This window comes from Roseovarius sp. EC-HK134, from assembly GCF_902498815.1.
Taxonomy (GTDB): domain Bacteria; phylum Pseudomonadota; class Alphaproteobacteria; order Rhodobacterales; family Rhodobacteraceae; genus Roseovarius; species Roseovarius mucosus_A.
In genome coordinates, this window is sequence record NZ_LR701544.1 from 2,503,188 (window position 1) to 2,523,228 (window position 20,041).

Here is a 20,041-nt window from a genome sequence, read left to right on the forward strand (position 1 = left end):
CTGCATTGCGGCGGAAATGGCTTGGCATTCGAGCCTGCGTCGGATAAATCCGCGACCTAATCGCATGGATTTCGGGTGCAATCCCCGGATGGCTCTTCCGGCCGCCTATCCGCCGGATCATCTAAAGCTCTCAAGCGCGTCATCGGGCCGGTTATGGCTGGCCGGATCAGGGACGGATTTACATGATTTCAATAGATGCCTATCGGGCACAATGGTTTGGCAATATCCGGGGCGATTTGCTGTCTGGTCTGGTGGTGGCGCTGGCGCTGATCCCCGAAGCGATTGCCTTTTCGATCATCGCAGGCGTGGACCCCAAAGTGGGGCTTTATGCGAGTTTCTCGATTGCGGTGATCACGGCGATCACGGGTGGGCGGCCCGGCATGATTTCGGCGGCCACGGCGGCGACGGCGGTGCTGATGGTGACGTTGGTGCGCGATCACGGGCTGGAATATCTGCTGGCGGCAACGGTTCTGGCGGGGCTTATCCAGATCGGAATGGGGGTGCTGCGGCTGGGGTTCGTGATGCGCTATGTGTCGAAATCGGTGATGACCGGCTTCGTCAATGCGCTGGCCATTCTGATCTTTATGGCGCAATTGCCGGAACTTGACCCAAGGTCGGTGACGTGGATCACCTATGTTCTGGTGGCGGCGGGGCTGGGGATTATCTATCTTTTCCCGCTTGTAACCAAGGCGGTGCCGTCGCCGCTGGTGACGATCATCGTGTTGACGGCGCTGACCCTGACCCTTGGCCTTGATGTGCGCACGGTGGGGGATATGGGCGCGCTGCCCGATACGCTGCCGGTGTTCTTGATCCCGGACATCCCGCTCAGCCTTGAGACCCTGATGATCATCCTGCCTTATTCGGTGGCGGTGGCGGTTGTGGGCCTGCTGGAAAGCCTGATGACACAAAACATCGTCGATGATCTGACCGATACGAAATCCAACCGCAGCCAAGAGATGGTGGGGCAGGGCATTGCCAATACCGCCACTGGCTTTATCGGCGGGATGGCGGGATGCGCGATGATTGGCCAATCGATCATCAACGTCAAATCTGGTGGGCGTGGGCGGCTGTCGAGCTTTGTCGCGGGGCTGTTTTTGCTGATCCTTGTGGTGGGCTTGGGTGATCTTGTCAGTCTCATTCCGATGCCGGCCTTGGTCGCAATCATGATCATGGTATCGGTGGGCACGTTTTCGTGGTCGTCGATCAAGAACTTGCGCGAGCATCCGCGCTCGTCCTCGGTGGTGATGATCGCCACCGTTGTGACGGTGGTCTATACCCATAACCTCGCGATTGGCGTGCTGGTAGGGGTGCTCTTGTCGGGCATCTTCTTTGCGGCCAAGATTGCGCAACTGTTCCGTGTGACCTCTGAGATTTCCAAGGATGGGCGCGAGCGCATTTACCGGGTTGAGGGGCAGCTTTTCTATGGCTCGGTCGAAGATTTTATGAATGCCTTTGATTTCCGTGAGGCGTTGGAGAGGGTCGTGATTGATGTAAGCGCGGCGCATATTTGGGATATTTCGTCGGTTCAGGCGCTTGATATGGCGGTGCTGAAATTCCGCCGGGATGGGGCCGAGGTGGAAATCCGGGGTATGAATACGGCCTCTGAGACCCTCGTGGACCGGCTGGCCGAGCATGACAAGCCGGGGGCCATCGACAAGCTGATGGCACATTGAGGAAGGATAGAGACATGGCAGACAAGATCATCGCCTTGGTGGATGGCTCGATGTATTCAGCCTCGGTCTGTGACCATGCGGCCTGGATTGCACAGCGCACGGGGGCGCCGGTGGAGGTGTTGCATGTGCTTGGGCGACGCGAAGGGGCCGAGACCTCTGACCTCTCGGGGTCTATCCGTCTGGGTGCGCGCACGACCTTGTTAGAGGAGTTGGCGGCGCTGGATTCGCAGCGGGCCAAGTTGGTGGCCCACCGGGGGCGGGCCATTCTGGAGGATGCGCGCGCCCTGCTGGAGGCGGCGGGCGTGACGGAGATCACCACGCGGCTGCGTCATGGCGATATTGTCGAGACTGTCGCCGAGGTCGAACATGAGGCGCGCGTCATCCTGATCGGCAAGCGGGGCGAGGCGGCGGATTTCGCCAAGGGGCATCTGGGATCGAACCTAGAGCGGATCGTGCGCGCCTGTCACAAGCCGGTGTTTGTCGCGGCGCGTGCGTTTCGACCCATCGAGAAGGTGTTGCTGGCCTATGATGGTGGCACCTCTGCGATGAAAGCGGTGGATCACATCGCGCGCAGCCCGCTTTTTGTCGGGCTTAGGGTGCATGTGGTGACGGTGGGCACGGCCACGCTTGAGGTCAAGAAGGGGCTGGAGGATGCCCGCGCGCTGTTGGCGGCGGCGGGCATTCAGGCGGAGACCGATGTTGTGACCGGTCAGCCGGAGAGCGCGCTTGGCAAGCTGGTGGACGAGGCCGGTTTCGATATGGTGGTGATGGGTGCCTATGGGCACAGCCGCATCCGCAGCCTGATCATCGGCTCGACCACGACCGAGATGGTTCGGTCGTGCAAGGTGCCGGTTGTGTTGCTGCGGTAAGGCATCGGGGGCCGAGGCAGGCGTAACTGCTTAGCTCGAAGCCCCTATTCCGTTATCGTCCTACGATCTCGAAATGCGCCTCGGTCGGCACGCAGGCGGCCCCGTTGATCGGCAGGATGTCCTGCGGGCAGGCTGACATGGCCACGACGCAATCCATCACCGCGCGCAGCACCACGTGATCGCCCGGCTTGCTGAGCGGTGTGCCCCAAGAGGTGTGCCCCTCTGCATCGACGGGGATGTTCATCCAGAGATTCAGAGGACTGGGGGTTTCGGGGCTGCTGAGGCCCAGTTGGCGCAGGGCGGCGTGCAGGTTGTCGGTGCAATTGTCGTGATAGTCGGTGCAGCCCAATAGGCCGTAGCGGTAATCATCGCAGGCGGCAATCAATGTATCGTGGCGGCCCGGAGAACTGTCTTCTTCGAACATCAGGATCGGACGGCGACGGTTGGTCACAAGCGCATCGCCCGCTGTCGGAAAGATGCGGCCAAGGGTGGGGCGAATATGCTCCATCGACATGAATTCGCCCATGTCATCGGCGCTGAAGGCCCAGGTATCCACCACTTGCGCGCCATGGGTGTTGATGATGCGAATGGCCTCTCCGGCGTTCAGGCGCGTGGCCTTGCCGCGGCGGGCGGGAATGGTGTTGAGGGGTGGGGGCATGCCTGCGCCTTTCGTTTGAACATGGCGCAGGCTAGCAGCTTGCGGTTCGATGCCAAGACCAAATCGCGCGGCGTTTTTGCGATCGTGCATAGCGCTTGTGGGGGATAATGGTAGCGGAGGAGGGACTCGAACCCCCGACACGCGGATTATGATTCCGCTGCTCTAACCAACTGAGCTACTCCGCCAAACCGTGCGGCTAGGTAAGACAGCCCGCGCCAAGCGTCAAGGGCGAAAATGCCAGGATTGGCGCACTTGTAGAGGGGCGGTCTTTGTTTCATGATCCTTGCCATGATAGGTAGTAACCCCGCAATTCTGAACGAGATCACCGCGATCGTTGGCCCGGCGTATGTGGCAACCGGCGCAGAGGCCGCGCGGTGGTCGCAGGATTGGCCGGGGCTGACCCAGTGGAGCCCTCTGGCGGTGGTGCGGCCTGCCACGACGGGCGAGGTTGCGGCAGTGGTACGGCTGGCCAATGCGCGGTGCGTGCCGATTGTACCGGTGTCTGGCAATACCAACCTTGTCAAAGGAACGGTGGCAGACAGCGCGCTGATGCTGTCGTTGGACCGGATGTCGGCCATCCGCGAGATCCGTGCAGAGGCGCGCGTGGCGGTGGTGGAGGCCGGGGTGATCCTTGCGACGTTGCACGCGGCGGCGGCAGAGCAAGATCTGATTTTTCCGCTGAGTTTCGGGGCGCGCGGATCGGCGATGGTGGGTGGCGTGCTCTCGACCAATGCGGGCGGCTCGAATGTGCTGCGCTATGGCACTACACGCGATTTGTGTTTGGGACTGGAAGTGGTTACGCCCACTGGCGATGTGATGAATTTGATGAGTGCGCTCCACAAGAACAATTCGGGCTATGACCTGCGTCATCTGATGATCGGGGCCGAAGGCACGCTTGGAATTATCACGGCGGCAGTGCTGAAACTTTTTCCGCGCCCAAAGGCCTATGCGACGGCAATGGTGGCGGTGCCATCGGTTGGGGTGGCGTTGCGGCTGCTTAATCGGTTGCAAGATGAGACAGGCGGTGCGGTGGAGGCGTTTGAGTATATGCCGCGGTCGTTTTTGGCGGCGCTGTTGCAGCGGTTTCCACAGATGCGACCGCCGTTTGAAAAAGCCCATGATGTCAATGTCTTGGTCGAGTTAGGTGCGCGGGCACCGCGGGATGTGACACCGGATGCCGCAGGGGCTGTGCCAATTTGTGCGCATCTCGAGGCGGTTCTGGCGGGGTTTTACGACGAAGGGCTGATTCTCGACGCGGTCGTGGCGCAGAGCGAGGCGCAGCGCGCCGAAATCTGGGCCCGGCGCGAGGCCTCGGCGCAGATCTTGCGGGTGCGCAAACCGGTGGTCGAGAATGACATCGCTGTTGCAACAGACCGGATGGAAGAGCTGATCGCGCGCATTGAGAGTGTGAGCAAAGCCCTTGATCCCAATATAGAAAACACTGGCGTGGCGCATCTGGGGGATGGCAATCTGCACTATGTCGGCTGGCCCTCGCGGGATGATCCTGTGCTCTGCCGGGCGGTGCAAGAGGCGGTGGAGCGCGAAGTGATCGCCCTTGGCGGCAGTTTCTCGGCGGAACATGGCATTGGCTTGTCGAAACTGCCCGCAATGGCGGAGCACAAAGACCCCGCCGCCCTTGCAATGATGCGCGCAATCAAGGCGGCGGTGGATCCGAACGGGATCATGAATCCCGGAAAGCTAATTCCAGATCAATAGGTTAGCTGCGCCAATCAAAAAACCCCGGACCCGCCTGTGCAAGCAGTTTGGCGGCCATGGCGCGGCCAAGTTCGGCCCCATCCTCGATCGGGGCGGATTGATCGTCTGTCAGGCTCTCGCTGCCATCGGGGCGCAGGATTTCGCCGCGCAGGCGCAGGGTGGTGCCGTTGAGTTCTGCCAGACCGGCAATCGGCGTCTCGCAAGAACCATCAAGGGCAGCGAGAAAAGCCCGTTCTGAAACAAGGCGTTGGCCGGTTTCCTTGTGGTGAATGGCGGCCAGCATTTCGGCGGCGCGGGTATCATCGGCGCGGCGTTCGATGCCGATGGCACCCTGGGCCACAGCGGGCAACATCACGTCGGCGTCGATGGCGCAGGTGGCGACCTCGGAGCGGCCAAGACGGTTGAGCCCCGCCATGGCAAGGAACGTGCAGGCAGCCACACCATCCTCTAATTTCTTCAATCTTGTCTGCACGTTACCGCGAAATTCGACGACCTCGAGATGCGGGTAGGCGACCAAAACTTGGGCTTTGCGCCGCAAGGACGAGGTGCCGACGAGGGAGCCTGCAGGCAAATCGGCCAAAGAGGCCACGGTGGGCGACACAAATGCATCGCGCACGTCCTCTCGGGGCAGGTAGGTGTCGAGCAAGAGGCCTTCGGGTTGCAGGACGGGCATGTCCTTCATCGAGTGCACGGCGATGTCGATTTCGCCGGTCAGCATCGCCTGTTCAATCTCTCGGGTGAACAGCCCTTTGCCGCCGATCTCCTTCAAGGGGCGGTCGATGATCTGATCGCCCGTTGTTTTTATAACAACGATTTCAAAGGCTTCTTCCGGCAGGTCAAAGGCTGCGCCAAGACGCGCGCGCGTCTCGAAGGCCTGCGCAAGCGCCAAGGGCGATCCGCGGGTGCCGATCTTGAGCGGGTGGGACGGGGTGGGCAAATCACGTGTCATGGCGCAGGTTTAGACGTGACAAAGCGACGTGGCAAGCGCCTGACGCTTGACATCTGGAAGTGTCAAGGCGACCACAGGCAAAACGGAGGATAAGATGCCCGCGCAAAAGACCATTCTGAGAGCCCTCGCAGGGGAAACCCTGCCCACACCACCGATTTGGATGATGCGGCAGGCGGGACGCTATTTGCCAGAGTATCGGGCGACACGGGAAGAGGCGGGCGATTTCCTTTCCTTGTGCTATAACAGTGACTTGGCGACCGAAGTTACCTTGCAGCCGATCCGCAGATACGGGTTTGATGCAGCGATTCTGTTTGCCGATATTCTGCTTTTGCCACAGGCGCTTGGGGCGGATTTGTGGTTTGTGACGGGGGAAGGGCCCCGGCTCTCGACGATCACGGATCGGACGGGATTGGAAAAACTGAAGCCCGTGGCGGACATTCACGAAACATTAAATCCTGTGTATCAGACTGTGCGCAACCTTGCCGGGGCCTTGCCGAAGGAAACGACGCTGATCGGATTCGCGGGCGCGCCCTGGACGGTGGCGACCTATATGATCGCCGGGCGCGGCACCCCGGATCAGGGGCCTGCCCATGCGCTGAAGGCTGAAAACAAAGAGGTTTTTGAGGGGATCATCGAGCGGTTGACCGAAGGCACGATTGAATATCTCTCGGCCCAGATCGAGGCTGGGGCGGAGGTGATCAAGCTCTTTGACAGTTGGGCCGGGTCGCTGAAAGGTGACGATTTCGAAAATTATGCGGTCGCACCGGCCAAACGGATCATTTCCGAGTTGAAAGCGCGGCATCCGGGGATTCCGATCATCGCCTTCCCACGGGAAGCGGGCGATAACTATCGGGGATTCCACGCGAAAACCGGGGCCGATTGTGTTGCGGTGGATGATTCGGTGAGCGCCCAATGGGCGGCGGAGAATGTGCAAAAAGACGGCTGCGTTCAGGGGAATCTCAAGTCTTCCCATATGGTTACGGGGGGTGAGGCGCTGGTGCGTGAGACCCGTGCCATTGTCGATGCTTTTGCCAAGGGGCCGCATATTTTCAATCTTGGTCATGGCATCACGCCCGATGCGAACCCCGACAATGTGCAGCTGATGATCGACACGGTGCGGGGCGGCTGACCTTACAAAACCTAAGGTTTGCACGGCGATTTTGTAAGCTCGCGGGCGGCGCGCCGGTTTTTTCCGGCGCGTGAACCTTATGTTAAGCTTTGCCCGGCAGGGTGGGTGCATGAGGCCGCAGAGGAGCACGCCATGCCGATAACCCACCGACCGCCCGGTTCCCGCACCAAATGCGACCATCGGCGATGTCGCCGCTGAGCGCGCCAAGGCGGGGGACCGGTCACAGTCTGAGGATCGGAGGACCTGCCGATGAACAGACATTACCGCGATACCCGCAAGATCGATCCAAGCCGTGGCCTGACGCTGGGCGATGGCACGCCCAATGACGCCGACCGGGTGGAGATTGGCCCCACACAGCTGGCTTACGGCGAATGGGCGGCGGCGGGGCTGGAGCTGCCGGACCTGCCGGCAATGCGGCAGTTTCGATGGGAGCGTCTGACGGCGGCGATTGGAGCGCGGGATTATGCGGGCCTTTTGATGTTCGATCCGCTCAATATCCGCTATGCGACCGACAGCACCAATATGCAGCTGTGGAACACGCATAACCCGTTTCGTGCCGTGCTGCTCTGTGCCGATGGCTATATGGTGATCTGGGATTATAAGAATTCGCCGTTCTTGTCGCGGTTCAATCCGCTGGTGCGCGAGGCGCGGTCGGGGGCGGATCTGTTCTATTTCGACCGGGGCGACAAGGTGGATGTGGCCGCTGATGTCTTTGCCCGCGATGTGGCGGCGCTGTTGGCGGAACATTGCCCCGGCAACCGGCGGCTGGCGGTGGATAAGGTGATGCTGCACGGGCTGCGCGCCTTGGAGGCGCAGGGACTGACGATCATGGAGGGGGAGGAGGTTACGGAAAAGACCCGTGCCATCAAAGGACCCGACGAGATCAAGGCCATGCGCTGTGCGAGCCATGCCTGCGAGGCGGCGGTAGCGGAGATGGAGCGGTTTGCCCGCCGTGCGGTGCCGGGGGGCGGGGTCAGCGAGGATGACATCTGGGCGGTGCTGCATGCCGAGAATATCCGGCGCGGCGGTGAGTGGATCGAGACGCGCCTGTTGGCGAGTGGGCCGCGCACGAATCCGTGGTTTCAGGAATGTGGGCCGCGCATTGTGCAGAATAACGAGATCGTGGCTTTTGATACTGATCTGATTGGCAGTTACGGTATTTGTGTCGATATCAGCCGGACCTGGTGGATCGGCGATGCGCGCCCGCGCCCCGATATGGTGGCGGCCATGCAGCACGCGCATGAGCATATTCAGGCGAATATGGCGCTGCTGCGCCCCGGTGTGACGATCCCAGAGTTGATCGCGGGCTGTCACCGGCTGGAGGAGAAGTATCAGGCGCAGAAATACGGCTGCATGATGCATGGCGTGGGTCTGTGCGATGAGTGGCCGCTGGTTGCCTATGCCGATAAGGCCGTGGCGGGTGCGTTCGATTACGCGCTGGAGCCGGGTATGGTGCTTTGTGTCGAGGCGTTGGTGAGCGAGGCGGGCAATGATTTCTCGATCAAGCTGGAGGATCAGGTTCTCATCACCGAGACTGGTTATGAGAACCTGACGCGCTATCCGTTCGATGCGGCATTGATGGGGGCCGCTTAACGCGGCTGTCCCGCGCCTGTCCAATGCGAGCGCATGACATTGCCGTGCCAGTCCTCGGGTATGGGGGGCTGGGCCGTGGTGTTTTCGGCTGGTGGCGCGGGGGCCAGAGCGGCGACGACCAAGGCGGCAAGCAGCAGGGTCACGATGGGGGCAAGCGCGGGGGCTTGCGGGGAGCGGGCTGGAGCTTTGGCGCTGTGGCAGAGATCTTGGGGCATGGTCCGATCCTTTTGGTTGGATGGCCCGAAGGTAATTGCGTCGCATGAATTCTTAAAACGAATTTATGAGTGATATTAAATCACGGATTGTGATGTTTCTTGTTTGGCCTTGGTCTGTCCGGGGCCTGCGTCAAGTGTCGGGTCGTGGAGGCAGGCGCGATCGCGCCCGGCGCCTTTGGCGCGGTAGAGGGCGCGGTCGGCCCGTTGCAGGCCCGCGTCGAGCGTGTCGCCCGGTAGGAGCGCCGCGACGCCGAAGCTGGCGGTCAGGGTCTGCGGGCCGGTGTCGAGAAAGACCGGGCCCTGCCGAATGCGGCGGACCATGCGATTGGCGGCGCGCAGGGCATTGGCCGGGCTGGTCATCGGCATCAGGATCACGAATTCTTCGCCGCCCAAGCGTGCCACTAGATCGCCCGCGCGGCAATTTTCCCGCAGAAGCTGCGCAAAGTGGCGCAGGGCGAGATCGCCCGCCGCATGACCATGGCAATCATTGAAGCGTTTGAAATGGTCGATATCGGCCACGATCACGGCGCAGGGGCGCGCGGTGTCGCCCGGCACGCCGGCACGCAGGCTGGCGCGGCTTCGTACGCCGGTGAGAGAATCGTGGTGCAGCGCATGTTCGAGAGCCTGCGCGTGCCGCTGATTTGCCCGGAGACGCTGGCCCATGGCATAGGCGAGGGGGGCCGCGATCATCACGGCCGTGAGCGCGCCGGGAAGCAGGGCAAGATCCCGCAGCAGAGTGTCGACAATCAGCACGCCAAGGCAGATCAGCGCTGCGAAGCGCCGCACATCGCCCGCCGATTCGATCTGCCTACGCATGGTCCCACCCTCCTCTGTGCATCGGAGGATCGCGCGCGCCGGTTAAGGAAGGGTTGGGGGCGGGCGGCAGAATAGGCCGGGTTTTAGGCAAATACCACAATGTCTCACCTTCGCGTGAAATTGGGCGTGGCGGGGTGGCGATCCGTAGTTCGGGTACATAGTCTGGCGAGGTAGCACGCAGAGGATGTGACATGCCCACCGAACGCCTGACGTTTCCCGGCCATGCAGGCCATGATCTTGTGGCGCGGCTTGACCTGCCGGAAGGGCCACATCTGGCGACGGCGCTTTTTGCGCATTGTTTCACCTGTTCCAAGGATATCCCGGCCGCGCGGCGGATTGCGGCACGGCTGGCGGGGTCGGGAATCGCGGTGTTGCGGTTTGATTTCACGGGTCTGGGGCATTCGGGGGGCGAGTTCGAGAACACGTCTTTTACGTCGAATGTTGTGGATCTGGAGCGGGCGGCAGAGGCCTTGGCAGAGCGCGGCATGGCGGTGAATGTGCTGATCGGGCACAGTCTGGGCGGTGCGGCGGTTCTGGCCGCTGCGGGGCGGATCAAGAGCGCGCGGGCGGTTGTGACGATTGGCGCGCCCTATGATCCGGGCCATGTGACGCAGAATTTCGGGGATGCCTTGGAGCGGATCGAGGCTGAGGGTGTGGCTGAGGTGCGGCTGGGCGGGCGCGGTATTCGCATTGGGCGCGGCTTTGTCGAGGATGTGCGGGCAGAGGTGCTTGGCCCAAAGATCACGGGACTACGCAAGGCACTGTTGGTGTTGCACGCGCCACGGGATGCGGTCGTGGGGATCGAGAATGCCTCAGAGATTTTCCGGGCGGCGAAGCATCCCAAGAGTTTTGTCACGCTGGATGGGGCGGATCATCTGATTTCCCGTGCGGGGGATGCCGAATATGCGGCGGATGTGATTGCTGCCTGGGTGCCGCGCTATCTGGACATGCGCGTGCCCGCGCCGCCGCCCGGAGCCCCCGAAGGCGTGGTGCGGGTGAGTGAGGCAGATGCAGACGGGTTCTTGCAGGATGTCAACGCAGGCCCCGCGCATCATGTGCTGGCCGATGAGCCGGTGGCCTATGGCGGCACGGATCGGGGCATGTCGCCTTACGGGTTTCTGGCGGCGGGGCTTGGGTCTTGTACCTCGATGACGATCCGGATGTATGCGCGGCGCAAGGGCTGGCTGCTGGATCATGTGAGTGTCGATGTTTGCCATGACAAGGTGCATGCGCAGGATGCGGATGCGCGGGGCGAGGCCAAGGTGGATGTCTTTACGCGGGTGATCCGGCTGGAAGGGGATCTGAGCGCGGCGCAACGCGAGAAGCTGCGCGAGATCGCGGATAAATGCCCGGTGCATCGCACACTTGAAAAGTCATCGCGCGTTGAGACGCGGGTGGTTGAGATCGGCTGAGACGCGCGCCCGTCGGTGTGGGCGAGATGGTCTGACCTGTCACCTGTGGCCCCGCGCCCGATTGGAACGGGGAGGGGCGACAGGCGCAGGGTCAAATCCGCAGGAAGGGTTGTGCGATGCGCGGCATCAGGGCGCGGAAGCGCAGGGGCGCGTCGGTGGCGGCCAAGCAGATGCAGTCAGCGCCGATTTCGGCGACGGGGGTGTGATCGAGATCCTCATTGGCGACCTCGATGTCACCGGGGCCGAAGCGCGCGACCTGATCGCAGAACGCCCCTTGCAGCACAAGTGTCAGTTCGGTGCCGCGATGCCCGTGGTCGGGCACGGCCGCACCTGCGGGGATATAGAGCAATCGGGCGGTTGCCGCGCGAGAGGTGGGCAGGATCGCCTGTTTCACACCCATGCCGACAGGCCGCCAGCGGACCGCAGCCAGATCGCCGCCGACGTAATCGCGCAGCGGCGCGGGAAAAATCCCTGTGCGCTGGGCCGGTGCCTCGCGCTGCGGTTTGCCGGCGCGGATGAGTGCCATTGTCGCGGCAAGACTATCCTGTGCCATCTCGGCTGTTTGCGTCTCTTCAATCATCGCGCCGCCCACGGCATCAAAGGCCGCCGCGCGCGCACGACACTCGTCGCACATCGACAGATGGGTGGCCACCGTGAGATTGAACGCCTCGGGCAGGCTGCCTGCCGAATAGGCCATCAGGAGGGCGTCGGTCAGGTGGTGGGTGATCTGATTTCTGGTCATGGCATACACTTTACTTCATTGCGTGGCGCAGTCGGTCGAGCGCCAGTCTGATGCGAGATTTGATCGTTCCAAGCGGCAGGCCGGTATCGGCGGCAATCTCGGAATGGCTGAGATCGCCGAAATAAGCCTTTTCGATCAATTCCCTTTGTTTCGCGGGCAGGGCAGCAATCGCGCGCCCCAGTTGGTCGCTTTCCTGTTGCAGGGCGAGCACGTCGGCCTGATCGGGTTCTGGGTCTTGGCCCCAAGGCAAATCCTCGGGTTCGGGTCGTCTTTGCTTGCGCAGCGCATCAATTTTGCGGTTCCGCGCGATGGTGAAAATCCAAGTTGCGGCAGAGGCGCGGGTCGGATCAAAGAGATGCGCCTTTTGCCAAAGGGTCGACATGACCTCTTGGGTGCATTCCTCGGCCAGCGTCGCATCTGCGCCGGAGCGCATCAGAAACGCCTTCACCCTTGGGGCGAAATGGGCAAAAAGCCGGGCAAAGGCCGCCTCGTCCCCGTGATCGCGAATGGCCGCGATACAGGCCACCCAATCGGTATTCTCAGTCTCTCGTGCCGTAGTCACCTGTGCCGGTCCCGCCCGTTTGCCCGTTGTCACGCGCCTCATAGCACGGGCGACAGGCACCGGCGAGGGGGCTGGGTCACAGAGGAGGGTTGCATCATTCAACATAGACGAGTTACGCGACGCAGGTCATGGTGGATCACCGGGCGCGCGAAAAAAACGCGAAGGGCAGACAAAAACAATCTAATCCGTTTGCGGTGCCGGTCCGTAAACAGGATTGTAATAAGAAAATGACAGGTGACACGCCCAATGCCCTTCGAGACCAGCGCAACCGCGCGCAAGACAATTGCCGTGATCGGCGCAGGCATATCGGGAATGGGGGCGGCAGAGCGTCTGGCGGACAGGCACCGGGTGGTGCTGTTTGAGGCAGAGCCCCGTTTGGGGGGGCATGCGCGAACGATCCTGGCGGGACAGCGCGGAGATCAGCCAGTTGATACCGGCTTTATCGTGTTCAACTATGCGACCTATCCGCATCTAAGCGCGCTTTTTGAGCGGTTGGATGTGGCCGTGACCCCGAGCACGATGAGCTTTGGCGCGTCCTTCCGGGGGGGCGCGTTGGAATATGGTCTGCAAGGATCGGGGGCGTATTTTGCGCAGCGGCGCAATCTGGCGAACCCGGCGCATTGGATGATGTTGCGTGATATTTTCCGGTTCAATGCCGGGGCGCTGGAGGCGTGCAGCGAGCCGGGTTTGACGATGGCCGGTCTGATTGACAAGATGAAGCTGGGCCGGGCGTTTCGCGACTATTACCTGACGCCATTTTCCGGGGCGATCTGGTCGATGCCGGTAGAGCAGGTGTTGCAATTTCCGGCGCAGGCGCTGGTGACATTCTTCAAGCAGCATGGGTTGCTTGGATATAGTGAGCAACATCAATGGTATACGGTTGTTGGCGGATCGGTGGCCTATGTGCGCCGGTTGGAACAATCGCTGCGCGCAAAAGGGGCCGAGATCCGGTTGGGTGCGCCGGTGGCGGGTATTCGGCGTCTGGCCGAGGGCGTTGAGGTGCGGGCCGAGGGCGGCGCGTGGGAGCGGTTCGACGAGGTGGTCATTGCCGCGCACAGCGATGACGCGTTGCGGCTCTTGTCGGATGCGGATGAGATCGAGCGCGGTGATCTGGGGGCGATTGCCTATCAGCCCAATGACATCGTGCTGCATGCCGACACCAGCGTGATGCCGCGTCGGCGGGCGGTCTGGTCGTCGTGGAATTACACCGAGGCAAAAGTGAAGCGGGTGGGGCAGATTGATCTGACCTACTGGATGAACAGCCTGCAACCGATCCCCGAGAATGATCCGCATTTCGTGACGCTGAACACTACACGGCCCATTCGGGACGACTTGATCTATGATCAGGTGACGCTGCGCCATCCGGTCTATGATCTGGAGGCGGTCGCGGCGCAATCCCGGGTTCGGGCGGGCAACGGGCGGCGGAATACATGGTTTTGCGGTGCGTGGATGCGACACGGGTTTCATGAAGATGGGCTGTCGAGCGGGTTGGAAGTGGCTGAGGCGCTCTGTGCGTCGCTGCCGCAGGCCGTGGCGGCGGCGTGAGCCGGGTCGATCATATCGCGGGCCATACCTGGCATGGGCGCAAGGGCGGGATTGAAAACGCCTTTCGCTATGGGATTGACTATGTGCTGTTGGATGCCGAGTCAGAGGTAAGCGCGCCGCGTCTTTTTGGGCGCAATCGGGGCGGGTTGGCCTCGGTCTGGGACAAGGATCATGGCGGCGTGCCGGGACAGGGGCGCGGGGCGGCGTGGGTGCGCGCGGTGCTGGCCGAGCGGCAGATTGCCCCGCCCGCGCGGATCGAGCTTTTGGCGCAGCCGCGTATGTTGGGGCATGTGTTCAACCCGGTGAGTTTCTGGATTTGCCGTGATGCGGCGGGTCAGGTGCTGGTGATCATTGCCGAGGTGACGAATACCTATGGCGATCGCCATTCCTATCTGTGTCATCGCGACGATATGGGGCCGATCACCGCAGAGGACCGTATCCGTGCGCGCAAGATTTTCTATGTTTCGCCCTTTCTGAAGATCGAGGGCGGTTATGAATTCCGCTTTGATCTGCGGGAGGATCGGGTTGGGATCTGGATTGATTTCAGCGGCGGCCATGGCGGTGTGATTGCCACGCTGGTGGGGGGGCGCAAGCCGCTGACCACGGGCGGGCTGGTGCGTGCCATGCTGCGGCGTCCTTTTGGATCGCGGCGGGTGCTGGGCCTGATCCATTGGCAGGCGCTCAAGCTTTGGTGGAAGGGGGCGCGGTTTCAGAGCCGTCCGGTGCCGCCCGCCGATGAGGTGAGCCGATGAGCGCGGTTCTGGCGGGGAGCGTGGCGCAGGCAGCGCCGCGCCTGCCGGGCTATGCGCTCTTTGGGGCGCTTTTGGCGGCGGCGGGATTGCCGCTCTATATCCATGCGCCGAAATTCTATGTGGATGAATACGGCGTATCGCTCGGGGCTTTGGGGGCGGTGCTGTTTGCGCTGCGGCTGATTGATGTGGTGCAGGACCCGGCGCTGGGGCGTTTGGCCGAGCGCTTGCGCGCGCATCGTGCGGTGAGCATTTGGATTGCGGTGGCGGTGATGGCGGCGGCGATGCTGGGGCTATTTGCCGTTGTGCCGCCGATTGCGCCGCTTTGGTGGTTTGCGGCGATGCTGGTGCTGGTGTTTTCGGCCTTCAGCTATCTGACCATCTGCTTTTACGCGCAGGGTGTGGCGACGGCAGCGGCCTTGCCGGGGCAGGGGCATTTGCGGCTGGCGCGGTGGCGGGAAACCGGCGCTTTGTTGGGGATATGCGCGGCGGCGGTGGCACCGGTGGTGTTGGGCGGGTTTGGCGGCTTTGCTCTCAGCTTTGCGATTTTGTCGGGGCTGGCGGCGTTGGCGATGGTCGGGCAATGGCAGGATCGCGGAGGGGTGCCGGGAACCGGCTTTGGCCCGGTGCTGCGCGATGCTGTGGCGCGGCGGTTGCTGATGGTGGCGATGGTCAACGCAGCCCCTGTGGCTGTGAGTTCTACGCTGTTTTTATTTTTCGTAGAGAGCCGGTTGCAGGCACCAGGATGGGAGGGGGCATTTCTGTTGCTCTTTTTCCTGTCGGCGGCGGCGGCGGCCCCGGTTTGGGGCGCCTTGGCCGAGCGTTTTGGGGCCAAGCGGATGCTTTTGGCGGGAATGATGCTGTCGATTGCTGCCTTTGCCGGGGCGATTTTGCTGGGGGCGGGCGATCTTTGGGCCTTTGGGCTGATCTGCGTTGCCTCTGGCGCGGCGATGGGGGCGGATATGACGCTTTTGCCGGCGCTGTTCGCACGGCGGATGGCGCAGGTGTCGCCGGGGGCGGCGGAGGGGTTTGGCCTCTGGTCGTTCGTGTCGAAATTCACGCTGGCGCTGGCGGCAGTGGCGCTGTTGCCGCTGCTTGAGGCGGGCGGCTTTGCTGCCGGGCAGAATAATGATGCGGCGGCGCTGACTTTGCTGAGCCTACTTTACGGGGCTGTGCCCTGTGTCTTGAAACTTTTGGCCATTGCGCTCTTGGCCCGAACACCGATTGAGGAAAGGAGCTGATCTGATGGACGCTTTGGGATGGACCCTGTTGGGGGCGGTCGCGATGCTGGTGCTTGTGCTGCTTAAGGAGCGGTTTGCGGGCTTTGGCGCGCAGGTGCCGCAGGATTACGCAGGCCAAGGGCCGCAATTCGATCTGCGCGAGCATCTGAACGGTGCAATCAAATGCGAGGGGGTGATTTACGGACCTCTGGGGCGGGTTGCGTCGCGGTTTACTGGCGATTTCGAGGCCAGTTGGCAGGGCAATCGCGGCGTGATGCGGGAGCATTTCGAGTATGACAGCGGCAATGCGCAGGACCGCGAATGGCAGCTTGAGTTGGGCAATGACGGATCAATCCGGGCCGAAGCCGACGATTTGGTGGGCACCGGAACGGGGCAGCAGATGGGGGCTGCGGCGCGGCTTTGCTATCGCATCCGCCTGCCGAAAGAAGCGGGCGGCCATGTGTTGAGCGTGACCGACTGGATGTATCTGGCCCCTAACGGCGTGGTGGTCAATCGCAGCCAATTCCGCAAGTTCGGGATCAAGGTGGCGGAATTGGTGGCGGTCATGCGGCGGGTCGAGGCATGATGGATTGGCGCGGCAAACGCTATTGGCTTGTGGGCGCGAGCGAGGGTCTGGGTGCGGCATTGGCGCAGAAGATCAGCGCTGCCGGGGCAGAGGTGATCGTGTCGGCCCGGAGTGCCGAGCGGTTGCAGGAGGTTGTTGCCAGCCTGCCGGGGCGGGCCAGTGCGGTGCCGGTCGATGTGAGCGACAGTGCCAGCGTGGCAGAGGCGGCGCGCGCGGTGGGGCCGGTTGACGGGTTGGTGTGGCTGGCCGGGGTCTATTGGCCGATGCCCGCGACCGAGTGGAAGCCCGAGGAAGCGGTTGCCATGGCGGATGTGAATTTCACCGGTGCGGTGCGGGTGATTGGCGCGGTCTTGCCCGATATGGTGGCGCGGGACGCGGGCCATGTGGTGCTGACCGGCTCTCTTTCCGGGTTTCGTGGCTTGCCGGGGGCGATTGGCTATGCCGCGTCCAAGGCGGGGATCATGTCCCTGGCGGAATCGATGCGCGCTGATCTGTGGCGGACGGGGGTGCGGGTGCAACTGGCCAATCCCGGTTTCATCAAGACGCGGTTGACGGATAAGAACGCCTTTCGCATGCCCTTTATCATGACGCCCGAGGCGGCGGCGCAAGAGATGTTCGAATTGATGTGTGATGAGGCGGCATTTCAGCGGCATTTTCCACGGTTGTTCAGCTATCTCTTTCGTTTGTCACGGTTTTTGCCGGATTGGGCCTATTACCGTCTGTTTGCGTAAGATCAAGGACGGGTGGCTGTGTGACCGTCATTCCTGTGCTAGGATAGGTGCGACAGGAGGGCGGGAGAATGCTGGACATCACGGTACACAAGATTGCGCAGGTGGTGCTGATGGCGCGCGAATTGGAGCGCGCCGAGGGCGAGTTGCGTGCGTTTATCGACCGGCTGAGCGAAGAAGAACAGGCAAGTCTGGTGGCGGTCATGTGGATCGGGCGCGGCAGTTTCGAGGCCGAGGAATTGGCTGAGGCCAAGCGCACCGCCTATGAAGAGGCAACCACGCCCTGTGCCGATTACCTGCTTGGGACGCCGCATTTGTCGGATCATCTGGAAAACGGGCTGGATGCGCTGGGCCTGTCGGCATCGGATGATGAGGATGAATTGATCCGGGGCGGTTGAGTGATCCTGCCCTTGCGCGTGGTGGTGTAAGACCTGCCACGCTGTCCTTTGTTGGGGGTGAATTGCGGCCCTGACGACCTGTGCGCCGTGCAATTTGGCGCAGTTTTTGCAGCGCTCTCCTGTGTCGATCATCGGATAAGGAGGGCACTAAGTGATACTTTCGGAAACTGACCTGACCCGGGCCATAAAAGGGACCACGGACCTGGCTGCCGCATCGCTGGCCACCCGCATTGTTTTGAATCGTCTTCGTGTGCAGGCGCGCACAGAGCCCGCAAAGCTAAGCGGTCTCGTTGCAGAATTGCGTGCGTTTGTCGCCAAAAATTCTGATGCCGCCGCTGAGCTGGCAAAACTCTGACCTATTGCGAAGGAAACCCCATGAAGAACGAATTTCTAACCCCCCAAGAGGCGGCAGAACGGATCGAGGCCGGAGCGGTCATGTCGATTGCCGGTGCGCCAGAGTTGTTGAGCACTTTGCCCAAGGGCAATTGGATCGGCGGCAGCACCGTCTATTTCATGACGGAAACCGGGGGCAAGGTGGATCGAGAGCACCTGTTCTGCACCACCTTTCCAGAGGGAAGCCACGCCACTGCACGGTATCTGGCCACGGCGGACCTTGCCAGCTTGGCGCAAGGCTATGAGGCCGGTGGCGTTACTCTGGTGATCATTCCGGCGTTTTCCGAGGCGCATGCCCGGTTCGCCGAGGATGGTGCAGGCTATGCCGATCTGTTTGATCAGCCGCTGTTGGGCTGGATCAGTGGTGTGCATCTGGACGAGATTGGTAAAGTGACGCCCTCTGTTTTTGACGGCGCGCAGGGTGCCAAGCACGAGGACGGGGCCGTTCTTTTGCATGTTTCCGTGCCTGAGGGGATGCGACCGAGCCTTGATATCGTGAATATCTTTAAGCAGGGCGACGATGCCGAGCTTGTGTTCTCGTTTCCTGAGGCGGGATTTTCGGCGCATAAAGCCATCGTGAACGGCCAAGAGATTGGGTTTGCCCGCTATGTCACGGACAAGGGTATCGACACCAAATTGCCGCTGGTGGCCAATTATGCGGGCGCGCTGATCAATGTGTCGTTCCAGTCGGTTGATCCGGATGCGGGCGAAGTGGCCTTTTACGCGCCGGTCTTTCCGGGTGTGGAATATCGTCTGGCGGCCGCGCAAGAGGATTATGCCAAGACCTTTGCCACGCAGGTCGGGTCCGCAGGCGAGGGCAGCTATTCGTGCAACTGCATTCTCAACTACGTTTACGGTGATATGGAGGGCAAGCTGACGGCGGGCTTTACCGGGCCGGTGACCTTTGGCGAGATTGCTTATGTTCTGTTGAACCAGACGCTGGTCAAGCTGGATCTTGCCGCCTGAGGCGGCGCTAGGGGTGGCCTTGGGGCCGCCCCAACCATGGCACGACGGGGCGGGTCTCTTGCATTGTATGCGCGCGCGCATTTGGCTATAGCCGCGAGGGACAATTGCAACCGGAGGCCCCATGTCAAACGCAGCCCTAGAATCCGCAATCGAAGCCGCCTGGGAGGCGCGCGACACGATCACCTCTGCAACAGGCGGAGAGACCCGCGAGGCGATCGAGGCCACGCTGGCAGCGCTTGATAGCGGTAGCTTGCGGGTGGCGGAGCGGCAGGCGGATGGCCAATGGCATGTGAACCAATGGGCCAAGAAGGCGGTGCTATTGGGGTTCCGCATCAAGGATATGGAAATCCACGCTGGCGGGCCGCAGGGCGCGGGCTGGTGGGACAAGGTGGACAGCAAGTTCAAGGGCTGGGGCGATGCCGAGTGGCGTGAGGCTGGGTTTCGGGCCGTGCCCAACTGTGTTGTGCGCAAATCGGCCTATATCGCGCCGGGCGTCGTTTTGATGCCGTCCTTTGTCAATCTTGGGGCCTATGTGGACAGTGGCACGATGGTGGATACCTGGGCCACGGTGGGATCTTGCGCGCAGATTGGTAAGAACGTGCATCTTTCCGGCGGTGTTGGCATTGGCGGCGTATTGGAGCCGATGCAGGCGGGGCCGACGATCATCGAGGACAATTGCTTTATCGGTGCGCGGTCCGAGGTGGTCGAGGGCTGTATCGTGCGCGAGGGTTCGGTTCTGGGGATGGGGGTTTTCATCGGGAAATCCACCAAGATCGTCGACCGCGAGACCGGCGAGGTCATGTATGGCGAAGTGCCGCCCTATTCGGTGGTGGTCGCAGGAAGCATGCCGTCGAAGAACGGCATCAACCTATACTGTGCTGTGATCGTCAAGCGGGTGGACGCGCAGACGCGTTCCAAGACCGGGATCAACGAGTTGCTGAGGGATTGAGAGGGCAGGCGCAAGGGGCGTGTCCTCTGCGCCAAATATTCTTTGCGCGGAATCAAAGTGCCGCAGGCACCGCCGCGCAGCGCCCGTCCGCCCCGTCGCACCGTAGGTGCGCCGCTTTCTCTCGGCACGCCTCTGGCGTGACGGGCGGGCGCTTTTGCAACGGCCCATCTCAT

General features: G+C 62.0%; 21 protein-coding genes, 1 tRNA gene and 1 other annotated feature. Of the genes, 15 read left to right on the top strand and 7 right to left on the bottom strand.

The features are described from left to right. Positions 1–63 precede the first annotated feature (63 nt). Positions 64–122: a sequence feature (sul1 is cis-regulatory element that is thought to sense ions involved in sulfur or methionine metabolism; They are found in Alphaproteobacteria), on the top strand. A gap of 60 nt (positions 123–182) precedes the next feature. Both GC127_RS16000 and GC127_RS16005 read left to right on the top strand, forming a co-directional pair. Continuing rightward, complete coding sequence (locus GC127_RS16000; protein WP_151978992.1) at positions 183–1,673, top strand: SulP family inorganic anion transporter; 1,491 nt, start codon at positions 183–185, stop codon at positions 1,671–1,673. 14 nt (positions 1,674–1,687) lie between these two features. Then, on the top strand, positions 1,688–2,542 hold the full coding sequence (locus GC127_RS16005; RefSeq protein WP_151978993.1) for a universal stress protein: 855 nt from the start codon (positions 1,688–1,690) through the stop codon (positions 2,540–2,542). Between the two features lie 52 nt (positions 2,543–2,594). On the opposite strand, the gene GC127_RS16010 is transcribed toward GC127_RS16005, so the two are convergent. Both GC127_RS16010 and GC127_RS16015 read right to left on the bottom strand, forming a co-directional pair. Then, the gene (locus GC127_RS16010) at positions 2,595–3,200 is read right to left on the bottom strand and encodes a DUF1989 domain-containing protein (protein ID WP_151978994.1); all 606 of its coding nucleotides are present in this window, start codon (positions 3,198–3,200) and stop codon (positions 2,595–2,597) included. A gap of 108 nt (positions 3,201–3,308) precedes the next feature. Beyond that, positions 3,309–3,385, bottom strand: a tRNA-Met gene (locus tag GC127_RS16015). A 103-nt stretch (positions 3,386–3,488) separates the two neighbouring features. Between GC127_RS16015 and GC127_RS16020 the strand changes: the two genes are divergently transcribed. Continuing rightward, positions 3,489–4,916 carry an FAD-binding oxidoreductase gene (locus tag GC127_RS16020; RefSeq protein ID WP_151978995.1) on the top strand — a complete coding sequence of 476 codons (1,428 nt, stop codon included), beginning with the start codon at positions 3,489–3,491 and terminating at the stop codon, positions 4,914–4,916. 1 nt (position 4,917) lies between these two features. On the opposite strand, the gene hemC is transcribed toward GC127_RS16020, so the two are convergent. Continuing rightward, positions 4,918–5,865: a hydroxymethylbilane synthase gene (gene hemC, locus GC127_RS16025; RefSeq protein ID WP_151978996.1), complete on the bottom strand. Its 948-nt coding sequence runs from the start codon at positions 5,863–5,865 to the stop codon at positions 4,918–4,920. Positions 5,866–5,959: 94 nt separating this feature from the next. On the opposite strand from hemC, the gene hemE reads away from it, so the two are divergent. Beyond that, complete coding sequence (gene hemE / locus GC127_RS16030) at positions 5,960–6,994, top strand: uroporphyrinogen decarboxylase (RefSeq protein ID WP_151978997.1); 1,035 nt, start codon at positions 5,960–5,962, stop codon at positions 6,992–6,994. 249 nt (positions 6,995–7,243) lie between these two features. Beyond that, a complete protein-coding gene (gene dddP / locus GC127_RS16035; RefSeq protein ID WP_008282438.1) occupies positions 7,244–8,587 on the top strand; it encodes a dimethylsulfonioproprionate lyase DddP in 1,344 nt (447 codons plus the stop codon). On the opposite strand, the gene GC127_RS16040 is transcribed toward dddP, so the two are convergent. Next, entirely contained in the window at positions 8,584–8,802 is a 219-nt protein-coding gene (locus GC127_RS16040) for a hypothetical protein (protein WP_151978998.1), read from the bottom strand. The genes dddP and GC127_RS16040 overlap by 4 nt on opposite strands. A 75-nt stretch (positions 8,803–8,877) precedes the next feature. Continuing rightward, positions 8,878–9,618 (bottom strand): GGDEF domain-containing protein, encoded by a 741-nt coding sequence (locus tag GC127_RS16045; protein ID WP_151978999.1) that lies wholly within the window; start codon positions 9,616–9,618, stop codon positions 8,878–8,880. Positions 9,619–9,809: 191 nt separating this feature from the next. On the opposite strand from GC127_RS16045, the gene GC127_RS16050 reads away from it, so the two are divergent. Continuing rightward, complete coding sequence (locus GC127_RS16050) at positions 9,810–11,030, top strand: bifunctional alpha/beta hydrolase/OsmC family protein (RefSeq protein ID WP_151979000.1); 1,221 nt, start codon at positions 9,810–9,812, stop codon at positions 11,028–11,030. A gap of 91 nt (positions 11,031–11,121) precedes the next feature. Here GC127_RS16050 and GC127_RS16055 read toward each other — a convergent pair whose 3' ends face one another. Continuing rightward, complete coding sequence (locus GC127_RS16055) at positions 11,122–11,772, bottom strand: ChrR family anti-sigma-E factor (RefSeq protein ID WP_151979001.1); 651 nt, start codon at positions 11,770–11,772, stop codon at positions 11,122–11,124. A gap of 10 nt (positions 11,773–11,782) precedes the next feature. After that, positions 11,783–12,376, bottom strand: coding sequence for a sigma-70 family RNA polymerase sigma factor (locus GC127_RS16060; protein WP_198133606.1), 594 nt, complete (start codon positions 12,374–12,376; stop codon positions 11,783–11,785). A gap of 204 nt (positions 12,377–12,580) precedes the next feature. On the opposite strand from GC127_RS16060, the gene GC127_RS16065 reads away from it, so the two are divergent. From GC127_RS16065 to dapD, 9 genes are all read left to right on the top strand, one after another. Further along, positions 12,581–13,879, top strand: coding sequence for an NAD(P)/FAD-dependent oxidoreductase (locus GC127_RS16065; protein WP_008282432.1), 1,299 nt, complete (start codon positions 12,581–12,583; stop codon positions 13,877–13,879). Further along, complete coding sequence (locus tag GC127_RS16070) at positions 13,876–14,631, top strand: DUF1365 domain-containing protein (RefSeq protein WP_151979002.1); 756 nt, start codon at positions 13,876–13,878, stop codon at positions 14,629–14,631. Before GC127_RS16065 ends, GC127_RS16070 begins: the two co-directional genes overlap by 4 nt. After that, complete coding sequence (locus GC127_RS16075) at positions 14,628–15,869, top strand: MFS transporter (RefSeq protein ID WP_008282429.1); 1,242 nt, start codon at positions 14,628–14,630, stop codon at positions 15,867–15,869. The genes GC127_RS16070 and GC127_RS16075 overlap by 4 nt, the downstream gene beginning before the upstream one ends. Before the next feature lie 4 nt (positions 15,870–15,873). Next, on the top strand, positions 15,874–16,434 hold the full coding sequence (locus tag GC127_RS16080; RefSeq protein WP_081506486.1) for a DUF3833 family protein: 561 nt from the start codon (positions 15,874–15,876) through the stop codon (positions 16,432–16,434). Beyond that, positions 16,431–17,165 (top strand): SDR family oxidoreductase, encoded by a 735-nt coding sequence (locus GC127_RS16085; protein ID WP_081506485.1) that lies wholly within the window; start codon positions 16,431–16,433, stop codon positions 17,163–17,165. The genes GC127_RS16080 and GC127_RS16085 overlap by 4 nt, the downstream gene beginning before the upstream one ends. Before the next feature lie 68 nt (positions 17,166–17,233). After that, positions 17,234–17,560, top strand: coding sequence for a DUF3775 domain-containing protein (locus GC127_RS16090; RefSeq protein WP_008282424.1), 327 nt, complete (start codon positions 17,234–17,236; stop codon positions 17,558–17,560). Between the two features lie 151 nt (positions 17,561–17,711). After that, entirely contained in the window at positions 17,712–17,915 is a 204-nt protein-coding gene (locus GC127_RS16095) for a hypothetical protein (protein WP_008282423.1), read from the top strand. Between the two features lie 20 nt (positions 17,916–17,935). Further along, the gene (locus GC127_RS16100; RefSeq protein WP_151979003.1) at positions 17,936–18,919 is read left to right on the top strand and encodes a hypothetical protein; all 984 of its coding nucleotides are present in this window, start codon (positions 17,936–17,938) and stop codon (positions 18,917–18,919) included. 121 nt (positions 18,920–19,040) lie between these two features. Then, entirely contained in the window at positions 19,041–19,868 is an 828-nt protein-coding gene (dapD, locus tag GC127_RS16105; RefSeq protein ID WP_008282421.1) for a 2,3,4,5-tetrahydropyridine-2,6-dicarboxylate N-succinyltransferase, read from the top strand. Positions 19,869–20,041: the final 173 nt, after the last annotated feature.